This is a genomic window from Haloferax sp. SDI50 (assembly GCF_059802635.1).
Window position 1 is genome coordinate 179447 of sequence record NZ_JBPULL010000002.1, and the last position, 19004, is coordinate 198450.

General features: G+C 64.3%; 17 protein-coding genes. 9 read left to right on the forward strand and 8 right to left on the reverse strand.

Going from position 1 to position 19004, the window contains the following annotated elements; all coding sequences use genetic code 11:
• The first annotated feature begins 258 nt into the window (after positions 1 to 258).
• From ACSR87_RS15740 to ACSR87_RS15755, 4 genes are all read left to right on the forward strand, one after another.
• Positions 259 to 1122: a ParA family protein gene (locus ACSR87_RS15740; RefSeq protein WP_008573046.1), complete on the forward strand. Its 864-nt coding sequence runs from the start codon at positions 259 to 261 to the stop codon at positions 1120 to 1122.
• The gene (locus ACSR87_RS15745) at positions 1119 to 1541 is read left to right on the forward strand and encodes a DUF7970 domain-containing protein (protein WP_498531194.1); all 423 of its coding nucleotides are present in this window, start codon (positions 1119 to 1121) and stop codon (positions 1539 to 1541) included. Before ACSR87_RS15740 ends, ACSR87_RS15745 begins: the two co-directional genes overlap by 4 nt.
• Before the next feature lie 155 nt (positions 1542 to 1696).
• Positions 1697 to 1927 carry an AbrB/MazE/SpoVT family DNA-binding domain-containing protein gene (locus ACSR87_RS15750; protein ID WP_004968458.1) on the forward strand — a complete coding sequence of 77 codons (231 nt, stop codon included), beginning with the start codon at positions 1697 to 1699 and terminating at the stop codon, positions 1925 to 1927.
• Positions 1928 to 2302 (forward strand): type II toxin-antitoxin system VapC family toxin, encoded by a 375-nt coding sequence (locus tag ACSR87_RS15755; protein ID WP_188424261.1) that lies wholly within the window; start codon positions 1928 to 1930, stop codon positions 2300 to 2302.
• Between the two features lie 173 nt (positions 2303 to 2475).
• On the opposite strand, the gene ACSR87_RS15760 is transcribed toward ACSR87_RS15755, so the two are convergent.
• The 4 genes from ACSR87_RS15760 to solA form a co-directional block, all read right to left on the reverse strand.
• Positions 2476 to 4989 carry a GcvT family protein gene (locus ACSR87_RS15760; protein WP_498531195.1) on the reverse strand — a complete coding sequence of 838 codons (2514 nt, stop codon included), beginning with the start codon at positions 4987 to 4989 and terminating at the stop codon, positions 2476 to 2478.
• Between the two features lie 213 nt (positions 4990 to 5202).
• Positions 5203 to 5361 carry a hypothetical protein gene (locus tag ACSR87_RS15765; protein WP_008573039.1) on the reverse strand — a complete coding sequence of 53 codons (159 nt, stop codon included), beginning with the start codon at positions 5359 to 5361 and terminating at the stop codon, positions 5203 to 5205.
• A gap of 36 nt (positions 5362 to 5397) precedes the next feature.
• Positions 5398 to 7152, reverse strand: a complete 1755-nt coding sequence (locus ACSR87_RS15770) for a BCCT family transporter (RefSeq protein WP_498531196.1) — start codon at positions 7150 to 7152, stop codon at positions 5398 to 5400.
• A 290-nt stretch (positions 7153 to 7442) separates the two neighbouring features.
• A complete protein-coding gene (gene solA / locus ACSR87_RS15775; protein ID WP_498531197.1) occupies positions 7443 to 8585 on the reverse strand; it encodes an N-methyl-L-tryptophan oxidase in 1143 nt (380 codons plus the stop codon).
• A 197-nt stretch (positions 8586 to 8782) separates the two neighbouring features.
• Here solA and ACSR87_RS15780 point away from each other — a divergent pair, with 197 nt between their 5' ends.
• Complete coding sequence (locus ACSR87_RS15780) at positions 8783 to 9925, forward strand: aromatic ring-hydroxylating oxygenase subunit alpha (RefSeq protein WP_498531198.1); 1143 nt, start codon at positions 8783 to 8785, stop codon at positions 9923 to 9925.
• Positions 9918 to 10292, forward strand: coding sequence for a hypothetical protein (locus tag ACSR87_RS15785; RefSeq protein WP_498531199.1), 375 nt, complete (start codon positions 9918 to 9920; stop codon positions 10290 to 10292). The genes ACSR87_RS15780 and ACSR87_RS15785 overlap by 8 nt, the downstream gene beginning before the upstream one ends.
• A 29-nt stretch (positions 10293 to 10321) precedes the next feature.
• Here the strand turns inward: ACSR87_RS15785 and ACSR87_RS15790 are convergent, their stop codons facing one another.
• On the reverse strand, positions 10322 to 10972 hold the full coding sequence (locus tag ACSR87_RS15790) for a helix-turn-helix domain-containing protein (protein WP_004061817.1): 651 nt from the start codon (positions 10970 to 10972) through the stop codon (positions 10322 to 10324).
• Positions 10973 to 11214: 242 nt separating this feature from the next.
• On the opposite strand from ACSR87_RS15790, the gene ACSR87_RS15795 reads away from it, so the two are divergent.
• A complete protein-coding gene (locus ACSR87_RS15795) occupies positions 11215 to 12093 on the forward strand; it encodes a DUF8073 domain-containing protein (RefSeq protein WP_498531200.1) in 879 nt (292 codons plus the stop codon).
• Between the two features lie 154 nt (positions 12094 to 12247).
• On the opposite strand, the gene ilvA is transcribed toward ACSR87_RS15795, so the two are convergent.
• Complete coding sequence (gene ilvA / locus ACSR87_RS15800) at positions 12248 to 13489, reverse strand: threonine ammonia-lyase (RefSeq protein WP_498531201.1); 1242 nt, start codon at positions 13487 to 13489, stop codon at positions 12248 to 12250.
• A 368-nt stretch (positions 13490 to 13857) separates the two neighbouring features.
• Between ilvA and glyA the strand changes: the two genes are divergently transcribed.
• Both glyA and ACSR87_RS15810 read left to right on the forward strand, forming a co-directional pair.
• Positions 13858 to 15105, forward strand: coding sequence for a serine hydroxymethyltransferase (gene glyA / locus ACSR87_RS15805; protein ID WP_498531202.1), 1248 nt, complete (start codon positions 13858 to 13860; stop codon positions 15103 to 15105).
• Between the two features lie 234 nt (positions 15106 to 15339).
• The gene (locus tag ACSR87_RS15810; RefSeq protein ID WP_008573024.1) at positions 15340 to 15759 is read left to right on the forward strand and encodes a GlcG/HbpS family heme-binding protein; all 420 of its coding nucleotides are present in this window, start codon (positions 15340 to 15342) and stop codon (positions 15757 to 15759) included.
• 47 nt (positions 15760 to 15806) lie between these two features.
• Here ACSR87_RS15810 and ACSR87_RS15815 read toward each other — a convergent pair whose 3' ends face one another.
• Both ACSR87_RS15815 and ACSR87_RS15820 read right to left on the reverse strand, forming a co-directional pair.
• Positions 15807 to 16964 carry a M20 family metallopeptidase gene (locus ACSR87_RS15815; protein WP_498531203.1) on the reverse strand — a complete coding sequence of 386 codons (1158 nt, stop codon included), beginning with the start codon at positions 16962 to 16964 and terminating at the stop codon, positions 15807 to 15809.
• 121 nt (positions 16965 to 17085) lie between these two features.
• Entirely contained in the window at positions 17086 to 18318 is a 1233-nt protein-coding gene (locus ACSR87_RS15820) for a Cdc6/Cdc18 family protein (RefSeq protein WP_004041152.1), read from the reverse strand.
• Positions 18319 to 19004 lie beyond the last annotated feature (686 nt).

Consider the following 19004-nt stretch of genomic DNA (forward strand, 5'->3'; position numbering starts at 1 on the left):
GCGACGAGAGTTCCGGGGCGCGCAGCCCTCGACCGGGCAACCAATCTGTCACGAACGTACCTGCACACAACGGGTCCAAATAGCTACTGCCGGTGACAATTCGGGCCGCCAGTCGAGGTAAGAGCGCGAATCGAGTCGATAAAATAGCTATTTTAGATTATTTGAGATACTTAGATAATTTGGGTTGTCCAAAAGGCCGGAGTAACCATAATTATTTCAACTACGGCGAGAATCTCGATAGTACGGATATCCCCCATCATGTCACGTGCAGTCAGCGTCTGTCTCCTCAAAGGCGGTATCGGCAAGTCGACGACCTCCATCAACCTCGCCCGCGAGCTCGCACACCGGGGAAGCGACGTGCTGCTCGTGGACCTCGACCCGAACGGACACACCACGACGGGCCTCGGGTTCGGAGAAGAGTTCTACTCGGAGGCACATCTCGGAGACGTGCTCCTCGACGACGCCGAGTTGGAGCCGCGAGAGCTCATCTTGGAGACCGGGTTCGAAATCGACCTCCTCCCGTCGAACGACCGCATCGAACAGGTCGAATCCGACCTCGGCGGCGTGATGATGGGGTCGGCGCGGCTCAAACAGCGCGTCATCGACCCGCTTCTCGGGGACGACTACGACTACGTCGTCGTGGACTGCCCCGCGGCGCGCGGGAAGCTCAACGACAACGCGCTGTACGCCACGCAGAACCTCGTGTTGCCGATGCGCCCCGAGTCGGGCGCGCTGTCGGGGCTCGAAAAGACCGTCAAGCGACTCATCACACCCGCGCGCGAGCACTTCGACCTTGAAATCCTCGCGGTCGTGCCGACCGACCTGCGGGACCGAATCGACCACGACCGCCCGACGAGACGGCTCGTGGAGGCGCTCGTCTCGAAGCCGAACATCGCCTCGAAGCTCCCGAACTTCGCGTACACCGACCCTGACGTGTTCGAGGCCATCGACAACGGCGAGTGGGACGACGACCTGCCGAAGCCGGGGATTCGGCACCGCTCGGCCATCGACGCGTCGATTCGCGAGCACATGCCGCTGCGGGACTACGACAGCACCTGCGACCAGTTAGCGTGCTACGACGAACTCGCGCAAATCGTCGAAGAAGGCGAGGTGGCCCGATGAGCGAAGACCCCTTCGGTGACCTCGACGCCGCGATGGGGAGCGGCGAGACCGACTCTGGGCCGGAGCCGGAACCCGAACCGGCGGACGAAGACGCCGGGACCGACGACGCGGTCGAATCGGACGACGAGTCAGCGTCGGAATCCGCGTCCGCAGAGCCACTCGACCCCCGCGAACGCCCCGCCTTCGAGTTCGACGAAACCGTCCACAAGGCGCTGTACGTGCTCGAAGCGGTCGCCGACGAGTTCGACGACATCATCACCTACGACGTGGAGCGCGAACTGACCCGCGACCACGGGCTCAAGGGCGTCACGAAAAGCGAACTCCACAACGCCGCGCTCGCCGTGGCGACCGAACACCCCGAAGAAATCGTCGAACGCGTCCTCGAACAGCGCGGCGTCGGCGACGAGGATTCCGAATAACTCGAATAATCCGAAACCGTCGAAACTCGTAGCGCCGGACAGAAGGCGAGTGACACCGACAGCGGGAGCGTCCGGGAGCGGGAGGGTTCTATCCGAGTGGGTCGTGAATCGAGGTATGGGGAAAACTCTTCAGTCTACCCATCGTAGGAGGGCGTATGTCCGAAGCGACGCTGGACGGTCGCGGACGCCTCACGCTCCCCAAAGAGGTCAGAGAGCGGTACGGTGAACACTACCGCATCGTCCAACTGCACGACGGTATCAAGCTGATACCAATCGAGGACGACCCGCTCGATGCGCTCCGCACCGAGTTCGCGGACGTCGAGAAGACGGCCGAAGAACTCCGCCACGGAGCCCGGAACGCTGCGATAGACGAGGCCGGCCGCTGAATGTACGCCGAGACGGACTTCCTGCTGGCGCTCATCAAGGACGAAGACTGGCTCGGCGACGCCGCAGAGGCGGTCTACCGAGACCACCGAGACGAACTGTGGACGTCGCAGTTCACGCTCATCGAACTCCTCATGGTCGCGTACCGAGAAGAGCGGGACACGGAGCGGGTCGTCGCGAACGTCGCCGCGCTGTTAGAAGTGCGCGGAGACGTGGATACGGTTCTCACGGCCGCGACCTACGTGGAAGACCACGGCTTTACGCCCTTCGATGCGCTCCATCTCGTCGAGTCCGACGGCGACACCATCGTGTCGAGCGACGAGACGTACGAGTCGTTTGCCCCGCGGCTCGACCTGAAGGCCGTCGAAGACGAGTGACAGCGGTAGGCCAGTTATTCTTCAGACAGTCCCATTCACGACAAATCTGCCGAGTTCAGCACGGCCTCGACGGACTATCATCGACTGCGATTCGACAGCGCCGATAAACTGAGGCGGAGGCAGAGGCTGAAGCGGAAGCGAAGATGGTGACGGTGACGCGAGGGAGCCGGCAGTCACCGAATCATCTTGTCGCGGTCGGGGTCGAAAAGCGGTCCCGACCGGACTGTCGCGGGATGGGCGTCACCCTCGTACCGGATTTCGACATCCTGCCCGGAGTTAGCGTACTCCTCGGGGAGATACGCGTACGCGATGCCGGCGTCGATTGTGTAGCCGTAGTCGGCCCGACAGCAGTAGCCGACGAGGTCGCCGTCAGCGAACACCGGATGGCCCGCGTCGACGACGGCCTCCTCCTCGTCGAGCGTTATCGGGACGATGCGGTCGCTCGGGCTGTCGTCGTTTTTGTCCTCCACGAGCGCCGCTTTCCCGACGAAGTCGGTGTCGAGGTCGACCGCGAAGCCGATGCCGGCCTCGTACGGGTTGTGTTCGGGCGTGAGGTCCGTCCCCCAGAGGCGGAAGCCCTTCTCCATGCTCGTCGAGTCGAGGGCGGCCCAGCCGACGGGCGCGATGTCGTACTCCTCGCCGGCCTCGCGAATCGCGTCCCAGAGCTGGCTCCCGTACTCGGTCGGAGCGTAGATTTCCCAGCCGAGTTCGCCGGCGTACGAGAGTCGGAGCATCGTCACGGGGATGCTGCCGAGGTAGGTCTCCTGTGCCGAGTAGAACGGGAACTCGTCGTTCGCGAGGTCGGCCTCGACGAGGTCCGAAAGCACCTTCCGGGAGTCTGGGCCGAAGACGCCGATACCGGTCCGACTGGAGACGTGGGCGGTCACGTCGACGGAGCCGTCGTCGGGCGCGTGCTCTGTGACCCACCGCGAGTGGAGCGTCGCCGAGCTTCCGCCTCCGGTGAACAGCACGAACCGGTCGTCGTCGAACCGAGCGACCGTCAGGTCGGCGAGTACGCCGCCATCCTCGTTGAGCATCGCGGAGTAGCGCATCCGGCCCGGCGTGACATCCATGTCGTTCGTCAGGAGCCCTTGCAGGAACTCCAGCGCGCCCGAGCCCGACACTTCGATGGGCGTGAACGTCGTCATGTCGACCATGCCGACCTTCTCGCGGAGGTGCTGGTGTTCCGCGCCCTGGACCTTCGACCAGTTCTGCGAGAGCCAGTCGGGGCGGTCCGGCACGTCGTACGTTTCGAGGAGCGTCTCGTTGGACTCGTACCACTGCGGGACCTCCCAGCCGTCGCTGTCGTAGAACTCCGCGCCGAGGTCGGCCTGCCGGTCGTAAAACGGGCTCCGGCGGAGCGCGCGCTGTCCGTCCGGCTGTTCGCGCGGGTGGATGAGTTGGTACACCTCGCGGTACTGTTGCGCGCCGCGCCCGTAGGTGTACTCTCGGCTGCCCGCGTGCGACTGGAACCGGGAGACGTGCGCGCCGGAGGCGTTGACGCGGGAGCCGTCGAGCCGCGGCGTCCCGTCTTCCATCCAGCTGGCGACGATGTCGCCCGCGCCGCCGGACTGCGTGACCCAGACGGCGAGCGCCCACCAGAGTCCCTCGGTGTCCTCGTCCGGCCCGAGGATGGGCATGCCGTCGGGCGTGAACGAGAACATGCCGTTGATGGCGGAGGTCCACTCGCAGTCCTCGAAGCCGGGGACGAGTTCGCTGGCGGCGTCGAACGCCGACCGGTCGTGGTCCGGGTGAGTGTTCTCGTAGAAGTGCTCCTCCGTGAACTCTCGGAGCGACGGGTATTCGAGCCCGAGGTCGTCGAGCTTATCGGGACCGTAGATGTCCGCCGGGTCGACCAGCAGCGATTCGTGGTTGTACGAGCCGATGCCGTAGCGCTCGCCGTGCTGGCGGTAGTACAGCGAGTGGTCCTGATGCCGGAGCAGCGGCTGTTCGATTTCGCGCTCTGCACCTTCGAGTTCGTCCAGTTCGTCGGAGACGAGATACTGGTGCGCGCAGGGGACGAGCGGGATGTCCGTGCCGACCATCTCGCCGAACAGCGGCCCCCAGATGTTCGTGGCGACGAGCACCTCGTCGGCCTCGATTCGGCCGTGTTCGGTGTCGACCGCGTCGATGCTGCCGTCGGTAGTGTCGATGTCCGTGACCTCGGTGTGGCCGTAGAACTCGACGCCGGCCTCGCGCGCCTCCTCCGCCATCGACTCGGCGGCGCTGACGGCGTCAGCCTTCCCGTCCGACGGGACGTAGTAGCCGCCGTAGATGACATCGGCGTTTATTTGCGGGACGCGCGCTTCGACCTCCTCGGGCGTGAGCAGTTCGCCCTCGTCGATGCCGTAGGACTGGCCCCACTCGCGCTTGCGTTTGAGGAAGTCCCAGCGGTCTTCGGTGTAGGCGACTTCGATGCCGCCGCACGTCCGGAAGTCGCCGAACCCGTCGTAGAGGTCGCGCGTGTACGACGCCATCTCCGTCATCAGCTTGTTCCCGGCCGTCTGGAACACGAGTCCGGGGGCGTGAGAGGTCGACCCCCCGGTCTCGAACAGCGGACCCCGGTCGAGGACGACGACATCTTCGCGACCCGACTCGGCGAGGTGATACGCCGCGCTACAACCGACACAGCCGGCCCCGACGACGACCGTTTCGGCGCGTTCGGGAAACGTAGACCATGTGTGCATGTACCAAACAGTAGTGACTGCGGCCTTCGGATATCTCTCCGGGTCCACTATCTGAGGTGTATAGATACCGGGGGGTGACGAGGGAGGGGTCTCATCACGGGTGCGTCGCGTGGTTCGACGAGAATCAGAGTCGGAGAGCGACGAGTACACGCGCGGCGACGAAAGCCGTGCGCCGACGAGGAGCGCACTGACCGGAGTCGTCCGCCGACGAGGTCACTTGCCGACGAGGTGCTTCTCTCTGAGGTAGATGACGAGACTGGCGCTCAGGAACGCGAGGCCCGCGCCCCGTAGCTCACCGACCGTCATCGCGAACAGTGCAACGACGAAAAGGAAGACCGCGAACGCCGCCGAAACGACAGCGAGCGCGTTCATCGATAGCGTCGAGTCATCGGTTCGGTGGCTCCGCGGTCAGTCGTCCGTCGTGCCGGGGTTCTGCCGGATGTTGGTCACGACTGACGTCCGAGAGCGACCGACGTCGATGTCGATGTCCTCGTCCGCCAAGTCCTCGATTCGCTCAGCGAACTCCTCGGATTGCAGGAGTTCGTACTCCTTGTCGAGGCCGAGATAGACCGTGTAGCACATGATGACGAGGACGACGGCGAACGGGAACCCCGTCGCGATGGCCGCCGTCTGGAGCGCGCCGAGGCCCCCGCCGTAGAGGAGAAGCGACGCGACGAGGCCCTCGATGACCGCCCAGAAGATGCGTTGGGTCCGCGGCACGTTGTGCTTGCCGCCCGACGTGAGATGGTCGACGACGAGCGACCCCGAGTCCGAGGAGGTCACGAAGAACGTGACGATGAGCGTCACGGCGAGCAGCCCCGAAACGGCGCTGAACGGGAACTGTTCGAGGAGCGCGAACATGGCGACCGTCTGGCCGGCCTCGTTGTAGGTCGCGAGGACCGCGCCGTTACCCTGAAGGGAGTTGAACAGCGCGCTCCCGCCGAACGCCGAGAGCCAGACCGTCGAGAACAAAGACGGCAGGACGAACACGCCGAAGACGAACTCGCGGACCGTCCGCCCCTTCGAGATGCGCGCGACGAACATCCCGACGAACGGCGACCAAGCAATCCACCACGCCCAGTAGAACACCGTCCAGGCGTTGACGGTGGACGCGCCGTCGCCGAGCGTCCCGGTGAAGAACGCGAGCGAGAGGAAGTCGCTGAAGTAGTTCCCGAGGCCCTGCACCCACGCGCCGAAGATGCTCATCGTCGCGCCGGCGGCGAGCACGAACGTCAACAGCACGAACATCAGAAAGACGTTCACCGTGCTCAGACGCCGGATGCCGCCTTCGAGGCCGGCCGCGACGGAGGCGGTCGCGATGAGTGTAATCACGGCGATGAGCGCGATTTGCATTCCGGTGTTGTTCGGAACGCTCAGGACGCCGAGCATGCTCCCGCCGAGGATGTACGACAGCCCGGTGTTTATCTGTGCGACCCCGAGGCCGAGCGACGTGGCGAGGCCGAACAGCGTCGCGAACACCGCCACGAGGTCGATGAGGTGGCCCGGCCAGCCGTAGATTCGCTTGCCGAGGAGCGGCCAGAAAATCGACCGGAACGTGAGCGGCAGCCCCCGATTGAACGAAAAGAACGCGAGTCCCAAGCCGACGAGGCCGTAGATGGCCCACGGGTGGAACCCCCAATGGAAGAACGTCTGCGTCATCGCGGCGATACCCGCACCGCCGGACCCAGCCTCGGCGTCGAAGAAGCCAGGGACGTTACTGAAGTAGTACAGCGGCTCCGAGACGCTGTAAAACATGAGCCCGATACCCATGCCCGCGCTGAACAGCATCGCCATCCACGAGAAGTCGCTGAACTCCGTTTCGGCCTCGACGCCGCCGAGGGTTATCTTTCCGTACTTACTCAGCGCGAAGTACGCCAAGACCACGATAAAGAGGTTTACCGACAGGAGGAAGAACCACCCGAAGTTCCCCTCGAAAAAGCCCCTGATACCCGAATAGACGCTCGCCGCCTGCTCGCCGAGAATGAGCGTCGCCGCGACGAAGACGCCGATTATCAAGAGCGCGGCCGGGAAGACGACGGGATGGATGTCGAACCCCAACCCCTGGATGTTTCTGTCACCGGGTTCGCGCTCCATATCGGGATAAAACAGGTCTTCCTGTAACTCGCTCGTCGACCGACCGGTCGAGTCGTTGCTATTCGCCATTCGATACAGCCTCCATTGACGACCGCCAGATGAATTCGTGTTCGGTCATATCGTTGTCCCCGCTTTGGGGCCACCCACTGTCACCGTCGAGAGACGACCCGCGTCGGATTCGACGCGTCCGCTCCGACCGTGACACGAGTCCACACCCCTCACGATTCAACCAACCCATTGGTGTTACACATCATAACAAGTCGGCTTCGATAATAGTGGCATTTATACGGAAATGAAGAAAACTTACGGAAGTTATATCGTCAAATCGGTTGACGAGCGGCAAGCGCGACCGCCCGTCGTCACTCGAACCGGTCGAGCGAGAACATGTCGAGCGGCAGGTCGCTTTCGCCGTCGACGGCGAGGTCAGCGAGGATTTCGCCGATGACGCTGGCGAACTTGAAGCCGTGTCCCGAAAAGCCCGCGCCGACGGCGACCTGCGGGTGGTCCGGCAGCGTGTCGAGGATGAAGTGCTCGTCCGGCGAGTTCGTGAACATGCACGTCGCGAGCGACATCGTCGGCCCCGCGGCCTCCGGGAAGTACTTCTCCGTGACATCACGGAGTATCGCCTCGTCGGCGCGGTTCGGCTCGCGGTCGAAGTCGTCGGGGTCGACCTCCTCGTCGCGGTGGTGGTACTTGCCGAGCTTGAACCCCGGCACGTCGTGGACCGGGAAGCCGTAGAACCGACCCTCGGGGACGCTGAGGTTCCAGACGGGGAACTCCTCGGGCGCGAACGTCGCCGGCGACTCGGGTTGGAACCACGCGAGCGCCTGTCGCTCGGGAATTGCGAGGCCGTCGAGCGCGTCAGCGAGTTTGTAGTTCCACGCGCCCGCGGCGAGCACGAGCGCGTCCGCGACGTACACACCGCGGTCGGTGCGGACGCGCACGCCGCCGTCGTTCGTCTCCGCCCAGTCATCGACCTGTTCGCGGGCGCGGATTTCGGCACCCCGGGCCTGTGCCGCTTCGGTATAGCCGATAATCGACTGCTCGGGGACAACGAACCCGCCGTCTTCCTGATAGACCGCGCGGTAGTCCTCGGGGAGTTCGTAGCCGGGGAATCGTTCGTTGACCTCCGCGCCGGTCAGCACCTCGTGCGGGATGTCGTGTTCCTCACAGGAGCGTTTCGAACCCGCGAACACGTCGTTGTCGACGGGGCCGGCGTCGATGGAGCCGGTTCGGTGGATGATATCGCGGCCGGTCTCGTCGGCGAGGTCGTCCCAGAGGTCGTACGCCCGCTCGATGAGCGGGACGTACGACGGGTGTTCGTAGTACGCGCGGCGGATGATGCGGGTGATGCCGTGGGACGACCCCTGCGAGTGAGGGATGTCGTAGCGTTCGAGACCGACGACGTCGAGGCCGCGGTCGGCGAGGTGGTACGCGGTCGCGCTCCCCATCCCGCCGACCCCGACGACGGCGACATCGTATCGGTCGTCGCGGACACTCATTGTGCCCGGCGGTTCGGAACGTCCCCCCTTCACTCTTGACCTGTATCACGGAGCCCCTTTTTCCGAGGAACGATGCTCGGCCCGCTGAGAGCGGCGCTCGCGGCCGGACGGCGGCCGCTCGCGGATATCCACCGCCACTTATACGGGTCCACTATTTCCGACGAATCCTTTTCCACAGATGTGTGTTTCTTCCTCCCATGACACGGTGGAACAACAATCGTGACGAAATCGGTGCGGTGAGTGCCGACATCACCGCGGAAACGAACGCGCTGCCGGCGAGGTACTTCACCGACCCGGAAGTCCACGAGATGGAAAAGGAGAAAGTGTTCGGTCGGTACTGGGTCTACGCGGGCCACGAGACCCACATCCCGGACGCGGGCGACTACTTCACGCGAACCATCGGTGACAAGCAGATAATCGTCACCCGCGACGGCGAGGGCGACGTGCGGGCGTTCTACAACGTCTGTGCCCACCGCGGGTCGAAGATGCTCGACGACACGCCGATGACCGACCCCGGCAGCCTCAACCGCATCACCTGCCCGTACCACCTCTGGGCGTACGAACTCGACGGGTCGCTCCAGAGCACCCCCAAGAGCTTCGAGGAGGCGAGTCTGAACCCCGACCTCGACGACGACGCCGTCAGCGAACTCGACCCCGAAGAAAACGGCCTCATGGAGGTCAACACCGACGCCATCGGGCCGCTCGTGTTCGTCAACTTCGAGGACGAACCGAGCCTCTCGCTTGCCGAACAGGCCGGGAAGATGAAGACGGAACTCGAAGACCTGCCGCTCGGTGAGTACGAACACGCCCGGCGCTACGTCTCCGAAGTCGAGTGCAACTGGAAGACGTTCAGCGGGAACTACTCGGAGTGCGACCACTGTCAGGCGAACCACCAAGACTGGGTGCAGGGACTCGAACTCATGGAGTCCGAACTCGAAGTCAACGACTACCACTGGGTGCTTCACTACAAGCACAAAGAGGACGTCGACGACGAGATGCGCATCCACCCCGAACACGAGGCCAAGTTCTACTACTTCTGGCCGAACTTCACGGTCAACATGTACGGCACCGCCGACGGCTACGGCACGTACATCATCGACCCCATCGACGAGGGGCGCTTCCAGCTCATCGCGGACTACTACTTCCGCGACTCCGAGCTGTCGGAAGAAGAAGAGAACTTCGTCCAGACGAGCCGGCAGCTCCAAGAAGAGGACTTCGAACTCGTCGAACGCCAGTACGAGGGGCTCACGTCCGGCGCGCTCGGGCAGGCACAGCTCGGTCCGAACGAACACACCGTCCACAAACTGCACCGCCTCGCACAGGACGCGTACAATGCCTGACGACGAGAGTGCCAAACTAGCCGAAAAACCACGCGCCGGCGTCGTCACCTGCCCGGCGTGCGACCTCCACGTCTCCGTCACGGAGCCGAACGACGCCGTCGACCTGTACCGGCGACACGCGAACGTCACCGGCCACGACGTCGAGTGGGAGCGCGTCGCGTTCGACGTCGACGTCGAGAGCGACGACGTGAAAACGGCGCTCACCGACCTCGGTGAGGACCACCCCGACGGCGTCGAACTCGGGCGGCTCGCCGCGGCGCTCGCGGACAACGGCGTCGCCATCGGCGAAACGCTCGACGCCGTCCGCAACCTGCGGATGAGCGGCGAAATCTACGAACCGCAGGACGACTACGTCCTCGCGGTCTGACTCCCGCCTTTCTTCGGGGGGTTATTCCGTCACTCGTCGAGGAGAATCGACTCGACCAGCTCCGCGGTCCCCCGCCTGATGCGTCCGCTGACGGCCGTCGGCGAGATGTCGAGTACTTCGGAGAGGTCGTCTAGCGCCGCCTCTCGCGGCTCCTCGAAGTAGCCGTGTTCGTAGGCGGCGACGAGCGCGTCGCGCTGGGCGTCGGTCAGCTTGCTCGGCTCGCCGTTCATCCAGCCGTCCTGTCGGAACATCCGGTTCAGCTCGAAGGAGATGTCGTTCGCCTCGCAGTACTCCCACACCTCCGAGAGCGCCTCGCGGTCCGAAAGCTGGAGCCGGACCCGCCACCCCGCCGTGTCGTTGCTGCACGCGTCGAGCATGAGCCCGCCGAGTTCCGTGATGATAGGCGAGAGGAGAATCGTATCGGGCGTGTGTCCGATGCGATACACCGCCGACTCCTCCCGCTCGGAGACGAGCTGCCAGTCGCTGACCGTGTGGTCGACCTCCAGCGCCGCTTCGAACGCCGAGACGTCCGCGCCCTTCACGACGAAAAAAAACAGGCCGGTCTCGGGGTCGGTCGCGGATTGAGAGATGACGTCTATCTCGCTCGCGGCCTCCGACTGAATCGTCGGCGTCAGCGCGAGGTCGTCGTGCGCGATGTCGGCAACGGTTATCAGACTCATCGTGTCTTCACCTCGTGGATACAGAGATTCGACACCGGGGAAACCGGACTGCCGGTTCGGTTGAAGGTCGCGAACTCGCGTCGACGCTCGCGACAGAAGCGTTTCTCGTGGGCACGATATAGTAATGTGAACATTAGATTTTTGTTTATAGTTTTCGCCGCATATTCTGTGGGGTTATATAAACTGACTCAGTATTCCACACCGCTTTTCAGGGAGTCCCGGCGCGTCCGTCGAAACGAACAATGAGCGTGGGTACATCGCTTCGGCGACTGGGCGAATTCCTCGAAGAGTGCGAGCGGACGGACGCCGCGAGCGTCCGCAAGTCGTCCGTGACGGTCACGGACTCGGGCGCGTCCGCGGATGTCGAGTTCGCGCTCTCGTCGGACGCCGACGGCGACATTCCCGTTCGAATCCGAGGGGCGTCGCTCGACTCCGACGGGTCGATCGGGCTCACGCTCGGCGTCGACGACGTGCTGCCGAGCGACCGCGAGCACGTCGCCGTCGACGCCGCGGACGTCTCGCTCGACGGCGACCCGGCGGTCGTCGTCACGGTCGCGACCGATGCGCCGACGACGAGTGCAACCGAGACAGCCGACGACGACGCCGATGCCGAACCGCCCGGAGCCGTTCGGAACCCGAACGTGCCGGCGTTCGAAGACACGACGTACCTCGAAGCCGTGTACGCGCGGTACGAGACGTTCGAGCGGATGGCCGACGCCTTCGAGATGGACGTGACGGACGAGACGGTCCGCAGGTACATGATCGACCAAGGCGTCCACGAACCGTCGTCGTACGAAACGTCGCTCGCCGGCGACCCGACGGGCGTCGAGCGACCACCGGCACCCGCGACGGACGGCGACGGGTCGCCCGAGGCGCTCGCCGACGGCATCGGCCTCCCCGAGTCCGTCACAATCGACCAACTAGCCGACGCCGCCAACGACGCCAAGACCGTCTACGAGTTCGGTAAGGCGCTCGACCTCGAACGCATGGACGCGCTCGACCTGCTCCAAGACCTCGACCTACTCGAATTCGTGATGGGCCGACTCACGACCGACGACGACCCGGACGTGAGTCGGGAAGACGTCGTGGCGCGCATCCGGCAGTCGGCCGGAGAGACGTAGCGGACGCTTCGTCGGTATCGGTGAGTCGCTTCGCGGAGAGGACATCAGCGCGTTCGTCGTTCAAGCCGCGTCCCGCCGCGTCTCACACGTCGTGTCAAATTGAGAGGCATTCGAGATTCGGCTTCGAGAACGGTCGAGACCGGGGAACCGGGCGCTAGCTCGGCTCCGAAACGTCGTCGACCGCGTAGCCCGCGTCCTCTATCGTGTCCACGACGGCCGCCGCGTGTTCGGCCCCCTTGGTCTCGATGCGGAACAGGAGGTGGGCCTCGCCGACGTCGAGGGTGTCGACGGCGCGGACGTGGCGAACGTCGTGAATGTTCGCGTCGCGGTCGGCGATAAGCCGGGAGAGTCGCGCCATCTCGCCGGGTTCGTCCCGGATTCGAACCCGGAGACGGAGCGTCTGGCGACGGCTGGTCAGCGCGTGGACGAGCACCGTCTGGAGCATCGTCATGTCCAGATTGCCCCCGCAGAGAAGCGGCATAACGGTCTCGCCCTCGACGTCGAGGTCGTCGCTCAGCACGGCGGCGACGGAAGCCGCACCAGCACCCTCCACGACCTGCTTGGCGCGTTCGAGCAAGAGGAGGATAGCCTCCGCGATTTCCCCGTCGGAGACCGTGACGACCTCGTCGACGTGTTCCTCGATGGTTCGGAGCGTCAACTCGGAGATGCCGCCGGTGGCGATGCCGTCCGCGATGGTGTTGGTGTCGTCGAGCGTGACGGGAACACCCTTGTCGAGGCTCTCGTGGACCGTCTCCGCGCCCTCAGCCTGCACGCCGACGACGCGAATCTCGGGGTCGTGGTGCTTGATTGCGGTGGCGATGCCCGAGATGAGCCCGCCGCCGCCGATGGGGATGACCACGGTGTCCATCTCGGGGAGGTCGCGGTACATCTCGACGCCGAGCGTTCCCTGTCCGGCGACGATGTCGCAGTCGTCGTACGCGTGGACGAACTCGGCGTCCGATTCCTCGGCGAGCGACTGGGCGTACGCCATCGTCTCCTGGAAGTCCTCGCCGACGAGTTCGACTTCCGCGCCGTAGTCGCGCGTCGCGTCGATTTTCGTCTGCGGAGCGTTCTCCGGCATCACGACCGTGGAGTCGGCCCCGCACTCGGTTGCCGCGAGCGCGACGCCCTGCGCGTGGTTGCCGGCGCTCGCGGCCACGAACTCGTCGATGCCGCGGTCGGTATCCTGTCGAATCTTGTTGTACGCGCCCCGCGTCTTGAACGACCCCGTCCACTGGAGGTGTTCCATCTTCAGGTAGACGTCCGCGCCGACGAGGTCACCGAGCGAGGTGCTCCGCTCTATCGGCGTCCGCTTGACGACGCGGTCGTTTTCGAGTCGCTCGCTCGCGCGCTCGATGTCGCTGTACTGCACCGGGAGGGACTCGACCTCACTCATCGGCGGCTCACCTCGGCGGTCGGCCGAACGGCTCGCCGGGGCGGGCGCGTGTCCCCTCGGTTCCGGGGCGTTCCGTAGTCTGTGATAGTTCTTAGCACGGTATGTGAGAGACGTGACGAAGTTCCAATATAGAGCTATCGCCGGTGGGTACTCGTCTCGGTGAGAACTGAACACGTAATACGTCGATTTCGGCCGTGAACGAACCCAATTCAGGGTATCTTTCGAAGATATCCAAGCGGCACTCACCGCGCTCATCGACCCGAACACAGAACGTGCGCGTCCTGTCACGTTGTGGTTCTGGTGCGGCGTGCCGCCCTCGTCTCGGGGGACGGCGAAGCGTTATACCGCAGAGTCGAGATGCACCCACGATGCCTTACGACACCGTTCGAGAGACCGACCCGGCCGTCGCCGACGCGCTGGCGGGCGAACGCGATCGACAGAACGACACGCTCGCCATGATAGCGAGCGAGAACCACGTCAGCGAGGCGGTCATGGAGGCCCAAAGCTCGGAACTGACGAACAACTACGCCGAGGGCTACCCGGGAAGCCGGTACTACGGCGGCTGTGAGTACGCCGACGAGGTCGAACAGCTCGCCATCGACCGCGCCAAGGAGCTTTGGGGCGCCGACCACGTCAACGTCCAACCACACTCGGGCTCGCAGGCGAACATGGGCGTGTTCCTCGCCGTGCTCGAACCCGGTGACAAGATTCTCTCGCTGGATTTGACCCACGGCGGCCACCTGAGCCACGGCCACCCGGTGAACGTCGCGGGGAAGACGTACGAGGTCGAACAGTACGAGGTCGACGCCGAGACCGGCTACGTCGACTACGACCAACTCGCCGCGAAAGCCGAGGAGTTCGACCCGGACATCATCATCTCGGGCTACTCCGCGTACCCGCGAGAGGTCGAGTGGGAGCGCGTACAGGCCGCGGCCGACTCGGTCGACGCGTACCACCTCGCCGACATCGCCCACATCACGGGCCTCGTCGCCGCGGGCGAACACTCGTCGCCCGTCGGCACCGCGGACTTCGTCACCGGCTCGACCCACAAGACGATTCGGTCGGGTCGCGGCGGCATCATCATGTGCGACGAGGAACACGCCGACGACGTCGATTCCGCGGTCTTCCCCGGCCTCCAAGGCGGACCGATACTGCACAACGTCGCCGGGAAAGCCGTCGGCTTCGGAGAGGCGCTGACCCCCGAGTTCGAGGAGTACGCCTCGCAGGTCGTCGATAACGCCGCCGCCCTCGGCGAGCGGTTACAGGAACGCGGCCTCGAACTCGTCTCCGGGGGGACTGACACGCACTTAGTTCTTGTCGACCTCCGGCCGTCGCACCCGGACACGACGGGCAAGGACGTGGAAGCGGCGCTCGAAGAGGTCGGTATCGTCCTCAACGCCAACACGGTTCCCGGCGAGAGTCGTTCGGCGTTCAACCCGAGCGGGATTCGCGCCGGCACGCCCGCGTTGACGACCCGCGGCTTCGACGAGGAGGCCTGCCGGACCGTCGCGGACCTCATCTACGAAATCGTCGACGCGCCGCACGACGAGTCGGTCAAGGGGTTCGTCGACCAGAAGGTCGACGAACTGACCGCCGAGTACCCGCTGTACGACTGACCGGCTACCGGGTCGGTTCGCCTCGAACCGACCGTCTTCTCGATGCGTCTTCGACCCGATTCCGAGGGTTGACAAGAAGTGTAAGAAAACCAATATTTGTTGTTCTCTCGTCAGCGTCGTTCGAGGGTCACTCAGACGCCCGAAATCGGGAGAGAGGAGCGAAATCGGCAGCTCGTCCGAGACCCGCGGCGCACGTATAAGTAGGGCCGTCGAGACCGGTTTCGACGAAGCGATATGTCCGATACAATCAATCTCGAGACGGCGAAGACACTCATCGAAGCGGCGGAAGCGGAAGCCGAGTCGATGGGGCTGCGAATGGTGATTACGGTCGCGAACCCGGAGGGTAACCTCATCGCACAGCACCGAATGGACGACGCGTGGCTGGCGAGCGTCAACATCTCGCGAAACAAGGCGTACACGGCGGCCGCGCTGCAGATGCCCACGCACGAACTTGCCGAGGGGAGCCAGCCCGGCGAGTCGCTGTGGGGCCTCCAGACGACGGACGAGAATCGACTCGTCGTCTTCGGCGGCGGCTATCCGCTCGAAGTCGACGGCGAACTCGTCGGGACCGTCGGCGTCAGCGGCGGCGAAGTGTCCGAAGACATGGCGGTCGCGAGCGCCGCAGTCGAGCGGTTCGAAGAACTCGTCGAATAGCCGAACGCGGCGTCATGTTTTTTCAGCCCGTCAGCCGACAGTCGGTGTCAGTCTCCGCCGGCCTCGAACAGCCCGCGGAGCGCCGTGCGGAGGATGTCGTACCCCGCTTCGACCTCCGACAGTTCGATGTACTCGTCGTAGGCGTGGGCCTGCGCCATCGACCCCGGACCCCACGTAATCGCGTCCATCCCGGCGTCGTTGACGAGGTTCCGAACGTCGGTCGCCGCCCGAATCCCCCACGGTTCGGGGTCGATATCCGCCCGCTCGGCGGCCGCGTCCCGAAAGCGCGCCGCGATGTCGCTGTCGGTCGGAACCGCCGCCGATTCGTAGACTCGCGTTCGCGTCCACTCGACGTTCAGGTCGTGTTCGGCCGCCACGTCGGAGAGCAGCGCATCGATTTCGGCGTCGACTTCCTCGACGGTCTCCGCGGGGACGAACCGCCTGTCGACCGTTATCGTCGCGCCCTCCGGGACGACGTTCTCCTTCGTGCCCGCCTCGAACCGCGTGACGGTCGCGGTCGGATGACCGACGAGCGAGTCGGCGCGCGCCCGAATCTCCTCGTCGTACGCTTCGAGCGCGTCGAGAACGGGCCGGGCGTTCCCAATCGCGTTGTCCCCCTCGTCGGGCCGACTCGCGTGCGACGGGTCGCCGCCGACGGAGATTTCGTACCACCCGAGCCCCTTGGCGCTCGTCGCGGTCCGCAGCGCCGTCGGTTCGAGCACGACGCCGTAGGTGCCGTCGTAGCCGCGTTCGAGGAGCGTCTTCGTCCCCGGTTCGGCCGTCTCCTCGCCGACGGCGGCGTGGAACACGAGCGAGCCGTCGAGAGCCCCGGACTCGAACGCGTCGGCGAACTCGACCGTCGCGAGCATCGCGAGGGCGACGCCGCACTTCATGTCCGCGCTCCCGCGACCGTACAGTCTGCCGTCTCTGACGGTCGGGTCGTACGGTGGATGGGTCCACTGGTCTCGGTCGCCCGCCGGGACCACGTCGAGGTGGCCGTTGAGGACGACTGAGGGTTCGCCGTCGCCGACGCGGGCCGCGACCTGCGGTCGGTCGGGGAACGGTTCCTCGACGAGCGTCGCCGAGACGCCTCGGGAGTCGAGCCAGTCGGACACGAACTGCGCCGCCGTCGCCTCGTCCCCCGGCGGGTTCTCGGTCTCGATTTCGACGAGACTCGTAAGCAACGAGCGTAACTCTTCGTCCATGGTTTCGGTCGTCTATCGACAGAGACGGATGTGTGTTAAGGATTCGTGCGGTAGCTTTTTTCCGACGCGGCCGTCAGCATCGGAGACCTGTGCGGACGCAGGCGTCGCGTGCCGTGCGTCGCTATTCGAGCGTGGAGATACGGCTGTCCCGGAGGAGCACTCGCTTGACGATGTCCGGGTCTTCGAGCAGGCGGTGGGTCCCGTGGACGCCCTGTCCGCGGCCGCGCCCGCGGACCTCCGACTGGATGACGTTGAGGAAGTCGAGTTCTTGCAGGAGTTCCTGCACGCGGCGCTCGGAGAGTTGGTCCATGTCGAGGTCGTCGGCGACGGTGAGATACTGTCGGTAAATCTTGTTCGTCGTAATCTCGGCGGTCTTCCGGCCGCCGGTCTGGAGGACGAGCGAGTAGAGGACGGCCTTCGACTGCGTGGCGGTCCCTTCGAGGAGTTCGCTGAAGCGGTCGGCCTCGCTTTTCTCCTTGGCCGCCCGCACGTGGTCGTCGGTGACGGTCTCGGCGCTCTCGTTGCGCGCGATTCGGCCGGCGTTGCGCAGGATGTCGATGGCCTTCCGGGCGTCGCCGTGTTCCTGGGCGGCGAGCGCGCTCGCGAGGGGAATCACGTCGTCGGTGAGGACGCCGGGCTTGAACGCGTCCTTCCGGTTTTCGAGGATTTCGCGGAGTTGGTTCGCGTCGTACGACGGGAAGACGAGTTCGTCGTGGGCAAAACTCGACTTGACGCGCTCCGTGAGTTCCTCGGGGTAGTCGATTTTGTTCGAGATGCCGATAATGCCGATGCGCGAGTCGACTATCTTTTGATTCTCGCCCGCGCGCGAGAGCTTTCGGAGCACCTCGTCGTCGCGGAGCATATCGATTTCGTCGAGGATGACGATGGTCACGTCGGAGCAGGTGTCGAGCACCTGCCACAGGCGGTTGTAGTAGTCGCCGGTCGACAGCCCGCGCTCGGGAATCGTCATCCCGCTTTTCGACGGGTCGTTGACCTGCGAGGCGAGCGTCTTGATGACCGACGCCTCGGTGTGCTGTTCGCCGCAGTCGATGACGGCGATGCGGACGTCGACGTCCTCGCGGACCGCCTCGTGTTGGAGTCGCTCGCTCACGAGGCGAGCGGTGAGCGTCTTTCCCGACCCGGTCTTGCCGAAGATGAACAGATGGGTCGGTTCGCGTCCGAAGATGGCGGGGTTGAGCGCCTGTGCGACTTTCGACATATGCTCGTCGCGGCCGACAATCTTGTCGGGACCGGGGAGATGAGAGATTTTGAGGATATCCTCGTTCGCGAAGATGGGTTGGTCGTAGCGGAACAACGGGTCGCGAGTCCCACCCTCGCTCTCGTCCGATGTCATGTGAGTTCGGTATTCATACTCACCCGTAATAAATGTGAAGGGGTGGACTCGCGTTTGTAACAGCGACAAATACGGCCGTTTGAACGGCACTTCGGACCCAGTTTTGGATTCGACGATCAACGGGTAGTATCGCGCAAGTAAGACCGTCAGACACCACCCTCGCGTTTGTAACGGCCGAGGCGGTCACGAGGAAGACGCAGTCGGTGGGGGGTACACTCGCGTTTGTAACTCGGCCTCCGAGAGACCACCCTCGCGTTTGTAATCGAACGGGGGAGTACCGTCGCGTTTGTAACGTCGAGTGGTGAAAGCGGCAGTGCAGACACACCACCCTCGCGAATGTAACGCGAATCGGCGTGGGGGTAGGTCAGCGGGTGAGGTGTTGTCGGTTACTTTTGCCCCTAGATTTACAAACGCGAGGGGGGTGTGTCGAATCTCCCTAGGGACTGGCGTAGCCGTTACAAACGCGAGGGTGGTGTGTGTGTGTTCCCGAGGGTAGATGGTCTACTCGTGAGTGACACCCGGTCCTCGAAGAGTAGTCGAAGAGTAGTCATGGTATCTCGACATCACACTATCACTAGTAGCTAGACTACTAGTTCTACTACTCAATACAATGAAACAACAACAAAATAACACAACAACAACAACAACAACAACAACAACAACAACAAAACCCAATAACAAACAAC